The 19,003-nt window shown below is 35.3% G+C and carries 20 protein-coding genes; 11 read left to right on the top strand and 9 right to left on the bottom strand.

The window, feature by feature from the left end:
* Positions 1-14 precede the first annotated feature (14 nt).
* A complete protein-coding gene (locus tag AC3QLY_RS03290) occupies positions 15-1,406 on the bottom strand; it encodes a hypothetical protein (RefSeq protein ID WP_492990599.1) in 1,392 nt (463 codons plus the stop codon).
* Positions 1,407-1,417: 11 nt separating this feature from the next.
* Complete coding sequence (locus AC3QLY_RS03285) at positions 1,418-1,978, bottom strand: RNA polymerase sigma factor (protein WP_074420549.1); 561 nt, start codon at positions 1,976-1,978, stop codon at positions 1,418-1,420.
* A 628-nt stretch (positions 1,979-2,606) separates the two neighbouring features.
* On the opposite strand from AC3QLY_RS03285, the gene AC3QLY_RS03280 reads away from it, so the two are divergent.
* The 9 genes from AC3QLY_RS03280 to AC3QLY_RS03240 all read left to right on the top strand — a co-directional run bounded on the left by AC3QLY_RS03280 (position 2,607) and on the right by AC3QLY_RS03240 (position 10,505).
* Positions 2,607-3,698: a YeiH family protein gene (locus AC3QLY_RS03280; protein WP_492990597.1), complete on the top strand. Its 1,092-nt coding sequence runs from the start codon at positions 2,607-2,609 to the stop codon at positions 3,696-3,698.
* 81 nt (positions 3,699-3,779) lie between these two features.
* Positions 3,780-4,898, top strand: a complete 1,119-nt coding sequence (locus tag AC3QLY_RS03275) for a TIGR03118 family protein (protein ID WP_074420551.1) — start codon at positions 3,780-3,782, stop codon at positions 4,896-4,898.
* Positions 4,899-5,131: 233 nt separating this feature from the next.
* On the top strand, positions 5,132-5,503 hold the full coding sequence (locus tag AC3QLY_RS03270; RefSeq protein WP_143439639.1) for a hypothetical protein: 372 nt from the start codon (positions 5,132-5,134) through the stop codon (positions 5,501-5,503).
* A 31-nt stretch (positions 5,504-5,534) separates the two neighbouring features.
* Positions 5,535-6,536, top strand: coding sequence for a c-type cytochrome (locus tag AC3QLY_RS03265; protein ID WP_492990594.1), 1,002 nt, complete (start codon positions 5,535-5,537; stop codon positions 6,534-6,536).
* 138 nt (positions 6,537-6,674) lie between these two features.
* A complete protein-coding gene (locus AC3QLY_RS03260) occupies positions 6,675-7,148 on the top strand; it encodes a DsrE family protein (protein WP_074420543.1) in 474 nt (157 codons plus the stop codon).
* Between the two features lie 55 nt (positions 7,149-7,203).
* On the top strand, positions 7,204-8,115 hold the full coding sequence (locus AC3QLY_RS03255; protein WP_074420544.1) for a molybdate ABC transporter substrate-binding protein: 912 nt from the start codon (positions 7,204-7,206) through the stop codon (positions 8,113-8,115).
* A gap of 7 nt (positions 8,116-8,122) precedes the next feature.
* Entirely contained in the window at positions 8,123-8,872 is a 750-nt protein-coding gene (locus tag AC3QLY_RS03250; RefSeq protein ID WP_074420545.1) for a substrate-binding domain-containing protein, read from the top strand.
* A 35-nt stretch (positions 8,873-8,907) separates the two neighbouring features.
* On the top strand, positions 8,908-9,378 hold the full coding sequence (locus AC3QLY_RS03245; protein ID WP_143439460.1) for a hypothetical protein: 471 nt from the start codon (positions 8,908-8,910) through the stop codon (positions 9,376-9,378).
* Positions 9,379-9,680: 302 nt separating this feature from the next.
* Entirely contained in the window at positions 9,681-10,505 is an 825-nt protein-coding gene (locus AC3QLY_RS03240) for an IS982 family transposase (RefSeq protein WP_075051507.1), read from the top strand.
* 203 nt (positions 10,506-10,708) lie between these two features.
* Here AC3QLY_RS03240 and AC3QLY_RS03235 read toward each other — a convergent pair whose 3' ends face one another.
* From AC3QLY_RS03235 to AC3QLY_RS03205, 7 genes are all read right to left on the bottom strand, one after another.
* Positions 10,709-11,557 (bottom strand): 3-keto-disaccharide hydrolase, encoded by an 849-nt coding sequence (locus AC3QLY_RS03235; protein ID WP_218331144.1) that lies wholly within the window; start codon positions 11,555-11,557, stop codon positions 10,709-10,711.
* Between the two features lie 93 nt (positions 11,558-11,650).
* On the bottom strand, positions 11,651-12,034 hold the full coding sequence (locus AC3QLY_RS03230; protein ID WP_492990590.1) for a RidA family protein: 384 nt from the start codon (positions 12,032-12,034) through the stop codon (positions 11,651-11,653).
* Positions 12,035-12,164: 130 nt separating this feature from the next.
* A complete protein-coding gene (locus AC3QLY_RS03225) occupies positions 12,165-12,599 on the bottom strand; it encodes a PepSY-like domain-containing protein (protein WP_492990588.1) in 435 nt (144 codons plus the stop codon).
* Between the two features lie 476 nt (positions 12,600-13,075).
* Positions 13,076-13,774 carry an SIMPL domain-containing protein gene (locus AC3QLY_RS03220; RefSeq protein WP_492990586.1) on the bottom strand — a complete coding sequence of 233 codons (699 nt, stop codon included), beginning with the start codon at positions 13,772-13,774 and terminating at the stop codon, positions 13,076-13,078.
* 87 nt (positions 13,775-13,861) lie between these two features.
* Positions 13,862-14,188: a type I restriction enzyme endonuclease domain-containing protein gene (locus tag AC3QLY_RS03215; protein ID WP_287101022.1), complete on the bottom strand. Its 327-nt coding sequence runs from the start codon at positions 14,186-14,188 to the stop codon at positions 13,862-13,864.
* Between the two features lie 104 nt (positions 14,189-14,292).
* A complete protein-coding gene (locus tag AC3QLY_RS03210; RefSeq protein WP_218331141.1) occupies positions 14,293-16,212 on the bottom strand; it encodes a beta-N-acetylhexosaminidase in 1,920 nt (639 codons plus the stop codon).
* 168 nt (positions 16,213-16,380) lie between these two features.
* Positions 16,381-17,640, bottom strand: a complete 1,260-nt coding sequence (locus tag AC3QLY_RS03205) for a chromate transporter (protein ID WP_074419899.1) — start codon at positions 17,638-17,640, stop codon at positions 16,381-16,383.
* 265 nt (positions 17,641-17,905) lie between these two features.
* On the opposite strand from AC3QLY_RS03205, the gene AC3QLY_RS03200 reads away from it, so the two are divergent.
* The gene (locus tag AC3QLY_RS03200; RefSeq protein ID WP_074419898.1) at positions 17,906-18,505 is read left to right on the top strand and encodes a DUF3089 domain-containing protein; all 600 of its coding nucleotides are present in this window, start codon (positions 17,906-17,908) and stop codon (positions 18,503-18,505) included.
* Complete coding sequence (locus tag AC3QLY_RS03195; RefSeq protein ID WP_074421211.1) at positions 18,465-18,890, top strand: DUF3089 domain-containing protein; 426 nt, start codon at positions 18,465-18,467, stop codon at positions 18,888-18,890. Before AC3QLY_RS03200 ends, AC3QLY_RS03195 begins: the two co-directional genes overlap by 41 nt.
* Positions 18,891-19,003 lie beyond the last annotated feature (113 nt).

Raw genomic sequence — 19,003 nt, 5'->3', positions numbered from 1 at the left:
AATAGTCTGGCTTACTATTTAATCTTTAACCTGGCTGTTAACAACACTCCCATATTATACAATTTTATTTTTCCTACCCCAATACCATTAATCGGCAATTGAAAGAATGGCTCGGCCTGAATTGAAAAACGGGATGAAATATTTTTTTCTGCTATTGCCGATAAATTTATGGAAGAAAAATAATGCTGGCTATTATTTACAAAAGTAGCAGTTCGGGTGGTATCGTTACCAGATGGTCCTTTAAAATAAAACTGATATTGTTCCCGCTTCATAAAGTATGTGGAAGATCCAACAGATACAAATAAGCTCCCTGTTTTAAAGGTCTTAACTTTAAAAGCAACACTTAATGGAATTTCGATTACACTGCAATCAGCCTTAATATTTTTAAAGACAACACCTGATGCCCAGCTGCCTGTAGGGGCATGATAATCTTCATTCCGTGCTATATAATTCTTTTGCTGCTGCATTATACTTCCGCGCACAGCCCATTTTTTCCCGAAAGTATATTGCAGCCCAATACCATAAACTGGTTCTATTGTTCCAAGTGCAGCAAGTCTGGTACCATTGGTCTGCAATCCGGATATAGCCATTAGGGAAAGTTCATTTTTTTTACTTGTTTTAATGACTGATTTTGGTAATTTGTTTTCTATAAAAGAACTGTTAGCATTTTGTTTGTCTTTATTTTCTACATTATTCTCATTTTGTTTCTTGAATTCTGAAATTGCAACAATAGGTTCTGGTTTCATTGTATCAGTACCAGTCTTATTATTCTCTGAAACAAACCCATATTTTTGTTCCTCAGCAACTACTTTAAGATTATTATTATTAATTTTGGGGACTGCATTGGTTTTTACAATTGCAGTTGTTGAACTATTGCCTGTATTATTCAATACTTCATCACTTTTAGTGGAATTTTTCTGTTGGGTGAATACCTGTTTATAGTTTAGTTTGTGGGAAGAATTTGTTATTGGGATATTATAGAAGTCCTTCCGATTTATTAGTTTCATTGTTTCTGGTACAATTTTATTTTGAGCAAGTGTTTTGCTTGTATCATATTGCGCTTCATTTAATTTTAATTTGCCATCCATTTGCCCATGTTCAGTGGTTGGTTTATCAAACGAATTTGGTTTGTTTTTTTCATACTGTTGTTCAATTACAGATGCTTCTTTATTTTGAAATTTACTTTGAATTAAGACAGCATGATAGTAGTTATAAATAAAATAAGTGGAAGATAATCCAATCAGAAAAAGGGGTATCCAAAAAAATAAAGGGGGTATCCGCCGTTTATTTTGCGGTAATTCCTTATCCAGCAATGCCTCCATCTTTTTCCATTCGTTTTCCTCAAACAATGGTATATTGTTTTGCATGGCCTTTTTAATTTTATCATCAAAGTCTTCAATCGGCATTGACTTATTTTTTAAGTTAAATGAGGCAACAAGATTTTTTGAAGAAATGCTCTAGCCTTTGATAAATTAGACTTAGAAGTTCCTTCAGAAATATTTAAGTATGCTGCCACCTCTTTGTGACTCAATCCGTCTACCACATAAAGATTAAATACAAGCCTGTAACCAGGTGGCAGGGTTTTTATTGCTTTCATAATCTCATCGTGAGACATCTTATCCAGGCCATTTTCAATTACATTAGTAACTTCCTCATGTTGTACATCCAATTCGGTAAATACTGCTTCTTTTTTTTGTTTCCTATAATAGTCTATAGCAGTAAAAATCATAATCTTTTTTAGCCAGGCAGTAAATGTAGGAATCACAATTTGTGTATCGGTACTGAAATGGTAAAGTTCCTTAAATATTTTTAAAAAGCCATCATGCACTGCCTCAACAGCCTCTTCGTGATTATTTACGTATTTAAAACATATAGACATGGCAAAACCATAGTAAGAAGCATATAATTTTTCCTGACTTCTCCTATCGTTTTTTTTACAACCCTCAAGACATTTTATTAAGTCGTCCTTTGTAAGCAAATACTAATGCTTTAAATGTTATAATCGCAAAAATATTTCATTTAGTTGCCCCATTCCTTCATTTTTATTAAAAACTATCCAAAAAATTAGTTCCTCAATAAAAAGAGCATACTATCTTTTTAAAAGCATCTAACCCATTTCAAACCACTAAAGCTAAAATTTTTTTGAAAGAATGATATACATTTCTTAATGAACTTAAAATAAAATAATTGAACTGCCTGCCTGTATTAAAGAAAAATTAAAATATAGGCATTACTAAAATTTTTTAGAGAGGCAACCTTATCTAATGTTTTTTCGATGTTTAGCAAACAGTTGATTGTATTAAATGTAAAAGTTAAAAAATACTTTTAAAAAAACATGTTGAAAATGTTTATATAATTATTTCTGCTAAACATTTTGCGGTTCTTCAACAGCAATAATGCAAAGAATACAAAAAAATATATTCAAACTGAATGAGTAAAAAACATCTGACAAAAAAGCAGGATAAGTTAATCTCAATCATATAGTTTCAATATATCAATTTTATGTATGTGAATAATAATACATTTTTTATATTAAAAATATACTTAATAAATATAAATATTTTTACGTTAAGGAAAAGTAATTTATTTAATGATATGAATTTTTTATGATGCAGATTTATACATTACCTGAAGTTATTGACCATCACTTTTTTCAATTTAATTACAACTCATTTAAAGATAAGCTTTGTATTCTAAAAAACAAAGAAATCAATATGAAAGAAACAGCACAAGCAGCTACAATGCAAAAAAAGGTTAAAGGTATTTTAGACCGAAGTATAACTACAAGAGAAGTTATTTTTTTATTAGCGGTTGTATTTTGTCTATCACCATTTATTTCTCCACCAATTGCATTATTAATGGGTTTGGTAATTGCTCAGTTTATCGGGCATCCATATTTACACCTCAATCATAAAGCAACACACATATTATTACAAATTTCAGTAGTGGGTTTAGGTTTTGGAATGAACGTAAGTAGTGCCTTAAAGGCTGGAAAAGAAGGTGTTTTATTTACTATTGTATCAATAACAGGAACTTTAATCATTGGTTTTTTAATGGGTAAATTTTTAAAAATAGAGAAGAAAACCTCTTATCTCATTTCTACCGGTACTGCTATTTGTGGAGGCAGTGCAATAGCTGCTATTTCCCCCGTTATTAAAGCACAAGAGAAACAAATATCTGTCGCACTTGGCACTATTTTTATTTTAAATTCTATTGCACTATTTCTCTTCCCTATTATTGGCCATGCCCTGAATTTGTCTCAAACTCAATTTGGTATGTGGTGTGCTATTGCAATACATGATACAAGCTCTGTTGTTGGAGCGGCAAATAAATATGGATCGAATGCATTAGAAGTAGCAACTACCGTAAAATTAGCAAGAGCACTTTGGATTATACCTGTTGCATTTTTATCGGCATTTGCATTTAATTCAAAATCTGGTAACATCAAAATTCCATGGTTTATTGGCCTTTTTATTCTTGCAATGATCGCAAATACTTACCTGCCCTTTGGCAGCCATATTAGCCACTACCTTGTAAATATTGCTAAATCAGGCTTAACGCTTACTTTATTTTTAATTGGTTGTGGTTTATCGAGAAAGGTATTAGTATCAGTAGGTTTTAAGCCACTTATTCAGGGTATAGTATTATGGGTTATTATATCTGTTGCCGCACTTTGGGCAGTTACAATGTTAGCTTAAACTAAAAATCAATATACATATTAAATATATAAATAAATTATTTTCAGAAAAATTTTTTCAAACAATTAAACTCAAATGAAAATGAAAACAATCAAATCAAAATCCTCCTCTCTAATTTTAAAAGGAGGTATTACTTTATTAGCACTTGGATTGATTATTACTGGCTGCAAAAAAAGTTCACAAGGTTATGGTACACCACAACTTCCTGTAACGGGGTTACAAAATTTTAATCAGGTTAACCTGGTAGCCAATACATCTGCCTACAATGCAGTGCGAGTAGACACCATTTTGCAGGATGCATGGGGTATTTCATTTAGTCCTGCTGGTAATATCTGGTTAAGTGCCAATGTTACCGGATATGCACCTGTGTACGACAAGGAGGGCAATCAATTATTATCACCTGTAGCTATTCCTTCGCCCAATAGTGCTAATGGTGGGCATATAACCGGACAAGTTTTTGCCGGTAATTCTAACTTTATACTGCCCAATGGCTCTCCTGCCATATTTATTTTTGCGAGCCAGGATGGAATTATTTCCGGTTGGAACAAAGGTAACCTGACACATGCCATTACAAAAATTAATAATTCTGCAACCGCCTCTTATTTTGGCCTTGCCTTGGCATCCAACATGGGTTATAATTATTTATATGCGGCAAATTTTAAAAAAGGTACTATAGATGTTTTTGATAATAACTGGAACAGTGTTAATATTAATTTTACAGATCCTAACCTGCCTGCGCAGTATTCCCCTTTCAATGTTCAAACAATTGATAATCAATTGTATGTATTATATGCAAAAGTTGGGCCCGATGGAAACGAAGTGCACGCAAGTGGTTTAGGAATTGTTGATATATTCAATCCCGATGGAACATTTGTTAAACGTTTGGTTTCAAATGGTGGACAGTTGAATTCGCCCTGGGGAATTGCAAAAGCGCCCGGCAGTTTCTTTGGTGCTGACTCTACCAGTTATGCCAATACTATTTTAGTAGGAAATTTTGGCGATGGGCATATCAATGCCTATAAAAATGATGGTACGTATTTAGGACAATTACAGTCAAAAGGTCAACCATTGATAATTGACGGATTGTGGGCACTTTCATTCCCTCCCGTAACAGCAACTACAATTGACCCTACTCGTCTTTATTTTGAGGCAGGACCAAATTATGAAAAAGATGGTTTATTTGGATATATAAAAAAATAATTATTTTTTTATATTAATTAACTCGAAACCCTGGTTTACTACAAGCCGGGATTTTGTTTTAAAGCATAAATGCAATATAGAATATTGCTAAATGAACTTATCTGTTAAATTTAAATTTCTTCTCAAAAAGAAATCCATAATCATCCTTATTACTTAAAGTTATTGACTATCTGAATTAGTGATTTCTTTTGTGTTTTTTTTCTTCCGAAATTTGTATTATAAAATTTATGAAAATGAAAAATAACACAACGGCAGTTTCGAAGAAAATTTTTCTTTCCGCCACTGAAAAAAAATTATCCGTTACTCAGTTCAATGATAATTCAGAATTGAATAAAAAAAAGCAATCAAACGACATAAAATTAAATGTAAATTTTGGTGAAAGTATACTCAGGGTTTTCATTGCTATTTTTATACCCTGGCCAATAATGTTTATTAATCCTGATTTATTATTATATGCTGCACCTGTAATGTTTTATTTCTTTATAAGTGGCTTATTACATTTTTGCATATTCAAATTTGCCTGGAAGCGCTGGATAAAAAAGGATGTTGAGCCTTACATATGCGACTTTGCAATAGAGTTACATATTCCGGTAGAAACAATATAAAATATCAATATAAGTTTGTAAATTCTTTATTATGAAAAATAATTGGTTTCCTCTGGTATTAGTGATTATTATAGCATTTGTGCTTATCAATAAAGTAATTAATGGATTACAGGAGAAAAAGGAGGAAGAAAATAAAATAGCAGCACTTCTAAATTCAGAACCTGTAGATACAGTTTGGAGAGGTTGGAATAAATACCAGATTCCTATAGATAGTGATAGCGGAAAATTAATTTGGTATGGATATGAACTTATCGCAAATACATCCTATTACTTAGGCCCAAAAGGTGTTGTAGCGCATACTACCAACGGAATGAATTGTCAAAACTGCCATTTAGCAGGTGGAACAGTTCCTTATGGAAATAACTTTGGTAAAGTTTATGCTACTTATCCCCAATTTAGGGCACGCAACAACGGTATGCAAACCATTTATGATAGAGTAAACGATTGTTTTGAAAGAAGTTTAAATGGTAAGTCAATGGATTCAAGTACTCTCGAAATGCGTGCTATCTATGCTTATATGAAATGGCTGGGCAATGGTATTCCTAAAGGTATAAAAAGAGGAGGAACCAGTATGATGAAACTTACATATCTTGACAGGGCTGCCAGTCCTGAAAAGGGGATGAAAGTATATATGGCGAATTGCCAAAGCTGCCATGGGCACAATGGAGAAGGTCAACCTAATATTGAAGGCACTGGTTATACTTATCCGCCACTTTGGGGTGAACATAGCTACAATGATGGTGCTGGTTTATACCGAATCAGCAGCTTTGCATCATTTGTTAAAAACAATATGCCATTTGGAACTGACTATCATCATCCAAAATTAACCAATAATGAAGCCTGGGATGTAGCTGCATTTGTTAATAGCCAACCAAGGCCTCATAAAGATCAAAGTATGGATTGGAAAAATATTAATAAAAAACCAATTGATTTTCCTTTTGGTCCTTATGCTGATACATTTAGTGAAAAACAACACAAATTTGGTCCATTCCAACCAATTAAAGCAGCAAGATTAACTGCAGCAACACAATAACTGAATAAAAAGTTATGGCATCACTAATTTATTGGGGTTACATGAAAATTTCGCTATATATTTTATCAACCTTTTTTTAAAAAAATTTTAAACACAAGGACTATTTCATTTTTTTTATTCATCATAAAAACACCTATCATGAAACAATTATCAACATTTTTACTGGGCTTTGTATTACTCATTACAACCGCCTTTGCGCAGACAAACGAAAAGAATAATGCTCTGGAAAAAAACAGAGCTTTTACCGGCGCTAAAGCTACCCTGAAACATTATAATGCTATTTATCAGCTGGATAATAATGATCCTAAAATTATTCAAAAGGCATTTAGAAATATTAATAACGCATTAAATGACCCCAGGCTTGCAGGAAAAATAAAAATTGAGTTAATAGCCTTTGGTGGAGGTACAGATGCCTATCTGAAAGGGAGCCCATATGAAAACGATTTAAAAAATTTGGTTGAGAAAGGAGTTATTGTAGCCCAGTGTAATAATACGTTAAAAGAAAGAAAAATAAGCCGCGATCAGCTGTATGATTTTATAGGGATTGTACCCAGTGGTAATGGCGAACTAATTATCAGACAGGCAGAAGGCTGGTCAATTATAAAACCATAAAACATAATTTTTCTTTTAGTAAAACAAATATTGTAAAAATTAAAACAAATACACAATGAAAAAAATATTAATGTTTATCGCATTTTTCGCCTTAATAATGACTGAAGCATTTACCCAAGATCATCGTTTTGATCCTCCATGGAATATACCACCTAAAAGTAAAGTAATGTTCACTATTCCGGGTGTAGACAATGTGCCCGATTTATTTGGAGATATCAACAATCCACAACTCGTAGTTTTTTTTGCAGGAAATCAGTTTATGTGTCTCGACGATTTGGTAGCCGCTTTCAAAAAACAATATCCACAATACCAACGGATTTTTGCGGAAACTTTACCTCCTGGTATTTTAGCAAAACAAATTGAAGGGGGTTCGATTACAATTGGTAATATGCGCATTACCCTGCAACCGGATGTTTACACTGCAGGTAAAAGCCGAATAGATAAAATGGCAAACTATTTTGTTGATACTACCGCCTACGCATATAACAAATTAGCGATTATGGTACCGAAGGGGAATCCCAAAAATATCCATGGACTGAAAGATTTGGGGAGAAAAGACATAAAAGTAAGTATGCCTAATCCTGAATGGGAAGGTATAGGGAGACGCATTGAGGAGGCATATATTAAAGCAGGCGGAGTTGCTCTAAAAAATGAAATTATGGATGTAAAAGTAAAGAACCAAACTACCTATTTAACACAAATTCATCACCGCCAAACACCTATGCGCATCTTATATGCACAGAGCGATGCCGGTCCTGTTTGGTATTCTGAAGCTTATTATCAACAAATGATAAATCATCCAATTGAAATGGTAACAATTCCTGATAATGAAAACATTACAGCTACTTATATGGCAGGGCTAATGAAAAATGCCCCACACAAACAGGCTGCAAAAGACTTCATGACTTTTTTAACCAGCCCTACTGCAAAAACAATTTATAGAAAATATGGATTTACCACAAAATAGGTAGCATATGAAAGTAAAATTTATAATAATATCAGTTTATTGTTTGTTTGCATCCACGCTTCTATGGGCACAATCCAATGACACCTTAATGATTTATGGTCCGGGTGGTCCAGCCGCTGCCATGAAAGAATGTGCCGGTTTATACACACTGAAGTATTCAACACCAATAAAAATAATAGCAGGCCCTGAAGGAAAATGGATAAATGATGCTCATAAAAACGCAGATTTAGTATTTGGCGGTGCAGAATACATGCTCACTCAATTTGATAAAAATCATCCTGGGTTAATCGACAATACTACACGAACTGAACTATATAAACGGGCTGCCGGTATATTGGTTCGTCCTGGTAATCCCAAAAATATACATTCCCTTAAAGACTTGACTTTACCTGGAGTAAATATACTTGAAGTAATTGGAGCCGGACAATTGGGAATGTGGGAAGATTTAGCAGGGAAACAAAATATTATTGGAGACATCCAAAAAAATATTAAAGGTGCTGCTGCAAATACAGCATTAGCCATTGATACATGGAAAAAAGATGATAAATTTGATGCAATAATAATTTTTTCGTCCTGGTATTACAGACTAAAAGATGTATCATCACTTGTTACAATACCAAGCTCACAAACTGTTTACCGGGGTACACCCATTGCGATCACTTCTATCACTAAACATAAACAAACAGCAGCACATTTTATAGAGTTTCTTTTATCAGAAGAAGGGCATAACATTTTTAAAAAATGGGGATGGGAGTAATTTAACTGCTAATTTTAATTAAAATGATAATGAGCATGCTTAAAAAAAAAATTTCAATAGCCAGAATATTTGTTATTGGATTTATTGCAATAACAATCAATACTATAATATTAAAAGCCGCCCCCCTGTTACATATAGAAGCTGAAAGTGGCGGATTGCTAAAATTATTTATTTTGAAAACCCGGACAATTTTAACTCCGGGTTTATTACTATACTTAAAAAGTTTTATTTTTTTCATTATATTTCATTATGCTACCGGCATGGCCATGGTTTTAATTTATGTTTTTATCAATAATAAGTTTCTACCCGGCAAAGGTCTTGTAAAGGGGAGTGTTTTTTCTCTAATCCCTTGGGCTATAAATGCTTTTATTGTACTACCACTTTTAGGACAGGGCATTGCCGGTATAAACAGTATTTCAACAGCCGGTATTTTATATTTTTTTATAGCCAACTGGGCATTTGGAGCTATTCTAGGATTGCTTTATGAAAAATGGCAAACAGTATAGAAAGATATTTTTGTATTAATATTAATAATTCATAAAATTTAATACGTTGTACTATTAAGCTCTAAAAAGCTTACGGAGCATGTGTTTCAATAAATTTGGTTCAACAAACTTAAATTTTACAGAGTTTACTCCTGTATTGTGCGATGGAACACCCAGGCATATAATTGTTTTTTGATTTTAAGATTAAACAGTTCAACAATATGCTTTTACTCTTTTGTTTTAATAAATAACCCAAGTTTCCTAAAATAGAAGCATTTGAAATAGGAATAATTTTGAGTTGCGAAAACAAAACTTCTACTCAAATGCTTCAGGACAAAGTTATTGGAATTTACTGTTTAGTGGATGATATATTGAAAGGCATCCATCATCATGAACACAAGGAACGAAAAGTTAGTGATAGCGAGATCATAAGCACGGCAATAGTGTCAGCTCTTTATTTTAAAGGAAACCAGTTTCATGCTATTAATTATATGCGCACACATGCTATGATACCTGGTATGATTGGCAAGAGTGGTTTTAACAAACGGTTGCATAAGGTTGCCTCGCTGTTGATGTGGTTGTTTTTACACATTGGCAGAATGTTCAAATATTTGTGTGCAGAGTTGGAATATATCATTGATTCGTTTCCATTAAAAGTCTGCCATAACATACGTATTAACAGGAGCAAATTATTAACAGGAGAACAGTGGAGAGGCTTCAATGCCAGTAAAAGGGAATATTTTTATGGGGTAAAGGTACAGTTGATTACAACCAAAAATGGTATACCGGTTGAAATTTGTTTTTCACCTGGTAGCGAACATGATGTAGAAGCCTTGCAGAAAATGTTTATGGATCTGCCGCCAGAGAGCTCTTTATTTGGAGACAGTGCCTATACAGCATATGAATTAGAAGAATTATATAAAGAAACTGAGCTGATAGAGTTAAAAATATGCAGAAAATCAAACAGTAAAAAACCAGATAAACCTTATCATGCTTTTATTAAAAATGCAATGAGAAAACGTATAGAAACCACTATTAGTGAAATTGTAGAAATGACACCCCATTCTATTCACGCAGTCACTAAAGATGGATTCTTACTTAAAATATTACTATTCGTTTTAGCTTTTCAAGTAAAAGCAATCGTTTAAAATAGGAAACTTGAATTATCTTATTATAATAAGGAGATTCGGGCAGAAATAAACTGTTAAATACATTACATAGAAATGCCATTTTTATCACAAAGGGAGTTCCTGCAGCAGGATACAACACATTACTTTTCCATAACAAAAGGTGTAAAAAAATTATGTATTGTAAACACCAAAACCATAGAATTTAAATGCCGAAAAAAGGATTATTGTAACAGTCGTTCTGGTAATGATGCAATCGGTTCAATCCGAATATCTTTATAATATATTTCAGCGCCTTCAGATTGTATTTGAATTTTGCCTTTTGAAAGGGGTAGCATTTGTCCATTGTTGTCTTGTGCAGAATGGTATAATACCATCATTACCTTTCCGTTCACCACATGCACACTTGTATCGCCATGGCAATATAAATCGAGAGTATTCCATTCGCCTGTTTTATTTTCCGCATCACTTCGCTTTACACAATGCCGGCCATTTTTACTGTTGGCACTAAATGTCAGTATTTTCCCTTTCGGATTATACACATACACACTGTCATTCATTTTAGTAGCAGGAATACTTTCAGTAGCGCCGGCCACACCCCAGTAATCGCCACAATTACCCTGTTCTACCTGAAACTCCTGAGAGCGCATCCAGGCACCCGCATCCACACCATTTGCACCTACTGAAAAATACAAAATACCACTATCCATTTTCTTTCCACGTTTCTGGCCCCATAATAAATGCCCCCATTTAAATTTCAATTGCAAATGAAAATTGCTGTATTCTTTTTGGGTAATAACAGCACCCCATTGTTGACCTGATATACGAATTACCTTTTCGCCATCCATTGGCACTACTGAAAATACCTGTTGCGGGTCATGGTTCAGGCCAACGGGCACACTGCTTAAAGGTTTACCATCCCAATTAATCGGCGGGGCAATATAAGTATCCCATCCATCCAAATTTTTACCATTAAATAAAACATGCCATCCACTGTTATGTGGTATCCACGCAATAAAAACACTCGTTAATAACAAGGCAATTGCAACAAAAAAAAGTTGAACAAATTTCATACAATCGTTTTAAATAAGCGGGTAAGTTACTACAATTCTAAAAGGGTTTTATTTAAATTAAGCTGAAACGGTTATTTCTGTCATTGCTTCACATTATACAGGAATGGCCGCCACTACTTCAATTTCTATAAGCATCCGTTCATCTAATAATCCGGCTTGCAACATAGTAGCCGCCGGTTTTACCTTACCAAAATATTTTTGTAACACTGGTTGGCACAATGTAAACAATTGGGCATTGGGTAAAATATACCTTACCTGAACTACATTTTGTAATGTAGCGCCGGCCTGTTGCAGTGCCTGTTCAATATTCAAAAATGTTTGTTCAGTTTGTGCAACAATATCATCGGCAATGTGCATGGTACGATAATTAAAACCGGTGGTGCCTGATACAAATATAAACGGCGGCGCTACTACGGCTCTGGAATAGCTCATTTGTGCTTCATATCGCGAGCCGGAACTGATTAATTTTTTATGCATGATCACTAATTATTAAATATAAAAAATATGTATTTTAGTAGTATCGAATTTAACCTTTTCTACCAAATAAAACCGCCTGTTTATATTAAATACAGGCGGCTTAACATCATTCAGATATGCATACAAACCTTTAATCAACTTTAATAAATTTTCCTGCTTTATCAAAAATTAAATCCTTACCCTTTATCTCTGCTTCATAAGTTACCATACCCTTAGCATCGGTAACCAAACCTGCTTCTTTAATCTTTGCACCATGTTCATGTGCCTGTACATACTGAGCAACGCCAGCGGGCAACTGACTTACCGGTATGGCTTTTACAATTTCAATAAACACACCTGCCGGAGAAAACAGCGCCGAGTTGTCTTCGCCGGAGCGACCACCCCAATTAGCTTCATAATTGCCTTTTTCTTTTTCCCATGCAATTTTTGCATGACTTGATTCAGGAAACTTTTGGGCACAAGCATTTTGTACCTGCTGAGGCACTTCAGATTTTTTTAAATCCTGTGCCGAACAACTGATTACGGTTAACCCTAGTAGTGCTGTTGAGAATAAATACATTTTCATACTGTTTTATTTTGTTGAAGTGTAAAACTATTTTGACAATCTGATGAGAATTTGAAGAAAAGTACTTTACCCTGTTCATTCAATGTAAACTAGGAGTGCTTTAACAAAAAATTTGGTAAAATATCATTTAAAGCTACATTATGGGTTCACCGCAGGTTTATTCTGTTTCCTGAAAAACCGGCTGTACAATACCAAATAAATAGTTTGACAAAACCTGTACCGGTATAAGAGGGTAAACCAAGATTAACTGCACTGAATAACCAACCTGAAGCACTAGGCCCGGCCAATTGCAGCAATTGCATAGATACTGTATTTAAACTGGTAGCCAGTCAGTGAAGCTCGATACAAACCAATTCTATGGTATGGGCTTGGTGGTTCCTGCCTTCTTCATATCCCCAAAAATAAACAATAAATATTTATTTAATATGTATAATAGCTAATACCTTTTTATAAAAATCAGTAACCGAAATACTCCTTTATTTGTTTAGCACAAAACGAACCATGATATTGGCCGAAACTTTTATTTTTTCAAAGCTTATTTCGGGCTGTGAATCGGTAGTTTTTCCCATTACATTGGTAAGCAAAATGCGGGGAGCCCGATTGTCATAGGGTTGCACATAGCGTTCTTCATCACCAATATAAATGGCGGGGCCAGGGCTTTGGTGCAATGGTGCCGTTAATGCAATAGCCCTTTGGTGCGCATTTTGTACCGCTTTGGTGCGCATGGCATTGCGAATGGATTCTAATCCGGAATGATCCACATGGTCAATACCTGCATTAGCAATACCCAATTGTTCCAATGTTACAAATACATTACCTGCTTCCATGGCAGTGGTTACCTTCAACAAATAATTCCTTGATTTTACAACGTCTTTTTCGCGGAGAAAATAGTATTGAAAATTGCTGGCCATATCATTCACCGTTAAATTTTTGGCTGCGTCAATGCCCAACTGTTGTAAAGCCTGGAACAGGGCTTTTTCCTGATCTTCCAACGATACTTTGTTTTTGGTATCTTTTTCATTAATGGTAAACCGGATAAAAATTTCATTGGGTGTTACTAAGCTATCGGCCGTGCCGTTTACTTCCACATAAGGCTGGTCAATAAAATTTTTGGTTTGCGCCTTGGCATATATGCCCACCACCAATAATCCCAATACAATCCATATTCGCTTCATATCATATTATTTTTGTACAAGTTAATACATAAAACAAACATTGCTTACAACAAATGTTATCAGTGGAACGTATGAAGGGAAGAAAGGTTACAGGGAGGAGGTGTAAGTATTGGCCAATACCTCTGCCTGTTGTATTACCATATCAATGGCTTTTTGCTCTTTATCCGAAGGATAGCCGCATTTCTTTAAAGTTCTCCTCACCACTACTTTCAGCTTTGCCTTTACACTTTCCCTTGTTGTCCAATCAATAGTTACATTGGCTTTTACTTTCTCTGCAATCTCTCTGACAATTATTCTGAGTTGGTCATTACCTAAAACCTGAACGGCTGTATCATTTACTTCTAACGCATTGTAAAAAGCCATTTCGTCCTCACTCAAGCCCATTTCTTCTGCCCCCTTATCAGCAACTTTTATTAATCCTTTCTCCTTATTATCCCTGTATTTATAAAAAAGCGCCGTTTTCTTTTAAAAGTTAAACGGCGCTTTTTGTTTACGAAATGTTTGGTGTTGCAGAAATTTTATTGAATACCCGCCCGTTTTTTTAACTCTTTGATGGGCATGGTTATTATTCTTCCCATTACTTTATTACCACGGTAAGTAATTATTTTTAACATCACCGCATCTTCAGGTGGCGTTAATGGGGTGGAATAAACAGGATAAAACTGATCTGGGAATGAATTATCAAAACTATAATGTATTTGCAGGTTGGGCACTTCGGTTGCCAATTCAATTTGCAAACCACCTTCTGCATTTTTAGTGGCAGTGAAGATGGGATCATACATACTGGGTGCATATTTTACCTGTTCAATATCCAATCTTTTAAACTGGTGTTCTACCCTGTTTACAAAATCGAGCCAGTTTTTATTGGCTTTTGGCGACCATACTGTTTCAGATACTGCAAAAGCTCTGGGCCAGGTCATGTATTGCAAATGCCGGGTGTTGTACACCTGCTCTGTCCATAAATTGGCCTGACCACCTAAAATATATTTACTGTCTACACTATCGGGAACAGGCTCAAATGAATACGCTTTATTTAAACGCAAAGTAGCATACACTCTTGGCTCAATAATTGAATCGCCCTGCATATAATCCAAATAGGCAAAAGTGGTTGGGCTCATAACTACCTGATGTTTCATTTTAGCGGCTTCAATGCCACCCTTCATGCCACGCCAGCTCATTACTACAGCGTTGGGTGCCAATCCACCTTCCAAAATTTCATCCCAACCCATAAATTTCTTCCCTTTCGATTCAACAATTTTTTCAATTCTTTTTTCAAAATAGCTTTGCACTTCTTCCATGGTTTTTAACCCTTCTTTCTGCATCAGTTGATGAATGGCAGGGCTTATTTCCCAAAAGTTTTTAGGGCACTCATCGCCCCCAACATGTATATAAGGAAAAGGGAAAAGTTTGGCCACTTGTGTAAAAACCGTATCTAAAAAAGTATATACTTTAGGATTGGCAGGGCAAAGTGTATTATCAATCAGTGCAATAGGAGGGGCTCCATGCGACCAATCCATAATTTCCTCGCCTGAGCGAACATGGTACGTATCGGCACCTGGCGTGCAAGATAAATCGGGATAAGAAACAATGGCCGACAAGCTATGCCCGGGTACATCTATTTCAGGCAAAATATTTACAAATTTTTTCTGCGCATAAGCTACCATCTCTTTAATATCATCCTGGGTATAAAAACCGCCGTAATTTCTGGGATCATCAGGTTTGGGAGGAGTAAATGTGCCAAAATAACCTACCTTTTTTACATTCCATGCGCCTACTTCGGTTAAACGAGGCAATCCTTTTATTTCTATGCGCCAGCCCTCATCATCAGTTAGGTGTAAGTGCAAAATATTAAATTTGTATTTTGCCATTTCATCAATATAATTTTCTACCTGTTGTTTGGTAAAAAAATGCCGGGCTACATCAAACATTAAACCACGCCATACAAAACGCGGATAATCAAGAATTGCTACCTCCGGAATTTTCCAGTTCATTTTGTTCACAACTGTTTTACTTTCAATAGCAGCAGGCAACAACTGCCATAAAGATTGTACCCCATAAAATAAACCGGCGGGTTCGTTTGCTTTGATGATTACTGCGGTAGGGGTAACCTGTAAACGATACCCTTCATTACCCAAAACAGTATCGCGTTTAGTCAATATTTGTAATTGAATGGTTGCATTTGAAAGGCCTTTGCTTTTTGCCAAAGAAAATCCGGTAGCACGGGCAATTTTTTGTTGCATTTGTTGGGCAATTTCTTTAACGGCAGCAGTGGGGGTGTAACCAATGGTAGCAGTGGGCAATAAAGTAAAGCTGCCCATACCTTCCTGCACTGAAACAGGAATGGGAATAATATTGATTCCTTTTGTACTTTCATGATGTTGGGCAATGGCAATTGATGCAAAACACCATAATGTAATGGAAACAAGCATTTTTTTCATGAAGGCAAGTTTTGATGGGAATAATTAAAATGAATATTGTTTTATAATGCGTACCTGCAAAGTATTGCACAATTTATCAAAATAAAAAGATGTCTGCAATTTCATGCATGAAAATGACTGGTAGAAAGGAGATTATTTGATAAAAATCAATGTTGAATTTTTATGCTTTCAGAGCATCCAGCCCAATAACAAACAAATCACCACAATAACAGGCGGCGGAATTTTGGTGTAATATAAAATAAAAAATGTTGCAATAACTACACCAATATCTAAAAATCCATTCATTTGCAGGTTCCATAATTCCACAAACAAAATATCTTTAATTAAGTAAAAAGTAGCACCTGCTATAATACCTACTACCGAGGCGTTAATACCCTCTAACGAACGATAAATAACCGCATATTTTTTCAGGTTATGCCATACCGGAAAGAAAAAAAGTACCAGCAATGCACTGGGCACAAAAAGGCCAATTGCACCCAAAGCACAACCTACCACCTGAAGAGCAGGATCGTGTTCACTTTTTAAAACCATACCTCCCACAAATGCACCAATAGAAAATACCGGGCCGGGAATGGCACGTACAATACCAGAACCGGTTAAAAATTCATCCCGGTTCATTTTTAAAACATCTCTTCTTTTTTCCAATACTTGTTTCGATTCGGGGCGGGTAACATATTGCTCATACATCATGGGTATCAACACATCGCCTCCGCCAAAAACCAGACTGCCATTTCTGTAAGTATTTTCAAACAGGTTAAAGGCTTTTCTGTATTGCCAGTTTTGCCGTGTAGCCGTTTCTGACAAATAACCGGCAATTGCAAAAATTAATAAAAATATCAACAAATTACCCCATTTGGTTTGTTTGGGAGGCTCACCTTTCTGTGGAATTCTTCTATCACTGAAATTGGTTACAATGCCACCCAATACAATTAACGAAGGAAAAATCCAGGGTGTTTTAAATGCTACAAATGTTGCAATGGCAGCAACTACCATAATTACCCGGGTAATGGTATTGTGAATGGCAACATGGTACATTCTAACCGCAGAAAAAGCCACAAAACCAATTGCCATTGGGCGTATAAATTTAAACAAGGCAATATTAATACCCATCCCATCCAGATAATTGAGCAGAAATGATAAGGCGCCCATTAAAAAACTGGCGGGCGCAATCCAAACCAGCAAAGTAATTATAGCCAATGGAATACCACCGCGTTTGTACCCAATTAAAGTAATGGTTTGTGTAGAAGAAGCACCCGGCAACATGTTACAGAAACTCAATAAATCTAATAATTCATGTTCGGTAACATCTTTCCTTTTTTGAACAAAGGTTTTCAGCATCATGGCATAATGCCCCTGCGGACCACCAAATGCAGTAATACTATAAAAAAATACTGTTCTTAAAAAAGACAGGTGTCGTAATAAAAACATGTGTTGTATTAGGGGTGTTAATTGAGGGCTTAAATTAAGCAAATTTATGCACTCTTTATCAGATTATCAGAACAGGTAATATACCTCCCTTTCCTATACAAAATTGGATAGATATATGCAAGGCATGATATCCCACCAATTACAAAAATTTCAAAAGCATGTTTAACAAATGAATTGCTTAATTTTATTTCAAAAATAAAACATGCGTTATCTGATAATCGGTTTCCTTACATTGTTGTTTGCATGTAACCGGCCTTATTACAAAATGGCAAAAAATTACCCGCATGTACCACCATACAGTACAAATGCTATTCCTGATTATGCCAATTTAAACGATTGGGCTGCCCATCCTTACAAAAAAGATCCGGCCGATAGTGTACCACGGCCGCTAAGTAATGGTTTTCAGCCCGACTCAACCGCTGATGTGTTTTTTATTCATCCTACCACTTATACAGAAAAAGAGAGAAGCTTTGGATGGAATGCCCCCATTAACCATACCAAACTGAATGCCAAAACAGATTACAGCACCATACTTTACCAGGCCAGCATTTTTAACGCTGCGGGTAGAATTTTTGCACCCCGTTACAGGCAGGCTCATTTAAGTGCATACTTTCCCAAAAACAGCGCAGACAGCTTGCACGCCATGGCAGCTTTTCAGGAAGCATATAGCGATGTAAAAGCTGCTTTTGAATATTATTTACAACACTGGAACCATGGAAGGCCTATTATTATTGCATCGCATAGTCAGGGTTCTACTCATGCCATTCGGTTATTAAAAGAATTTTTTGATGGTAAATTCCTGCAACAACAATTGGTAGTAGCTTATGTGGTGGGAATGCCGGTTGGTTGCCCAACATCAATTTAAAGCACTGAATGCCTGTGCAACTCCGCAACAAACAGGTTGTATTTGCAGTTGGCGTAGCTTTAAAGAAGGCTATACACCTGTTTATGTAACCAGAGAACCGTTTAAAGCCATTGTTACCAATCCGCTTACCTGGAAGGCTGACGAACCTGATACCAATCGTTTTGTCAATGAAGGGGCTGTTCTAAAAAACTTCAATAAGGTAATACCACATGTGGTAAATGCCATTGTAGAAAAAAATATTTTATGGATGCAGCAACCCCGTTTTTTTGGCAGCTTTTTGTTACACACTAAAAACTACCATATTGCCGATTTTAATTTCTTTTATGTAAATGTTCGGGAAAATGTTGCGTTGCGAAAAGCTGCATTTCTATCAGAACAAAAATAAGGCCCTGTTAAAAAACAAGGCCATCTTATTGATACATACCCCCAATTGAAAAAAAGTATAAATAATTTTTGTTGATGCAGTGCTTGCAAACTATTAGACAACCCTTTTAAAAA

This window comes from Hydrotalea sp. GW822-HT8A01, from assembly GCF_058798575.1.
Note: the sequence above shows the minus strand (reverse complement) of the source record. Positions and strands in the feature narration are given on the sequence as shown.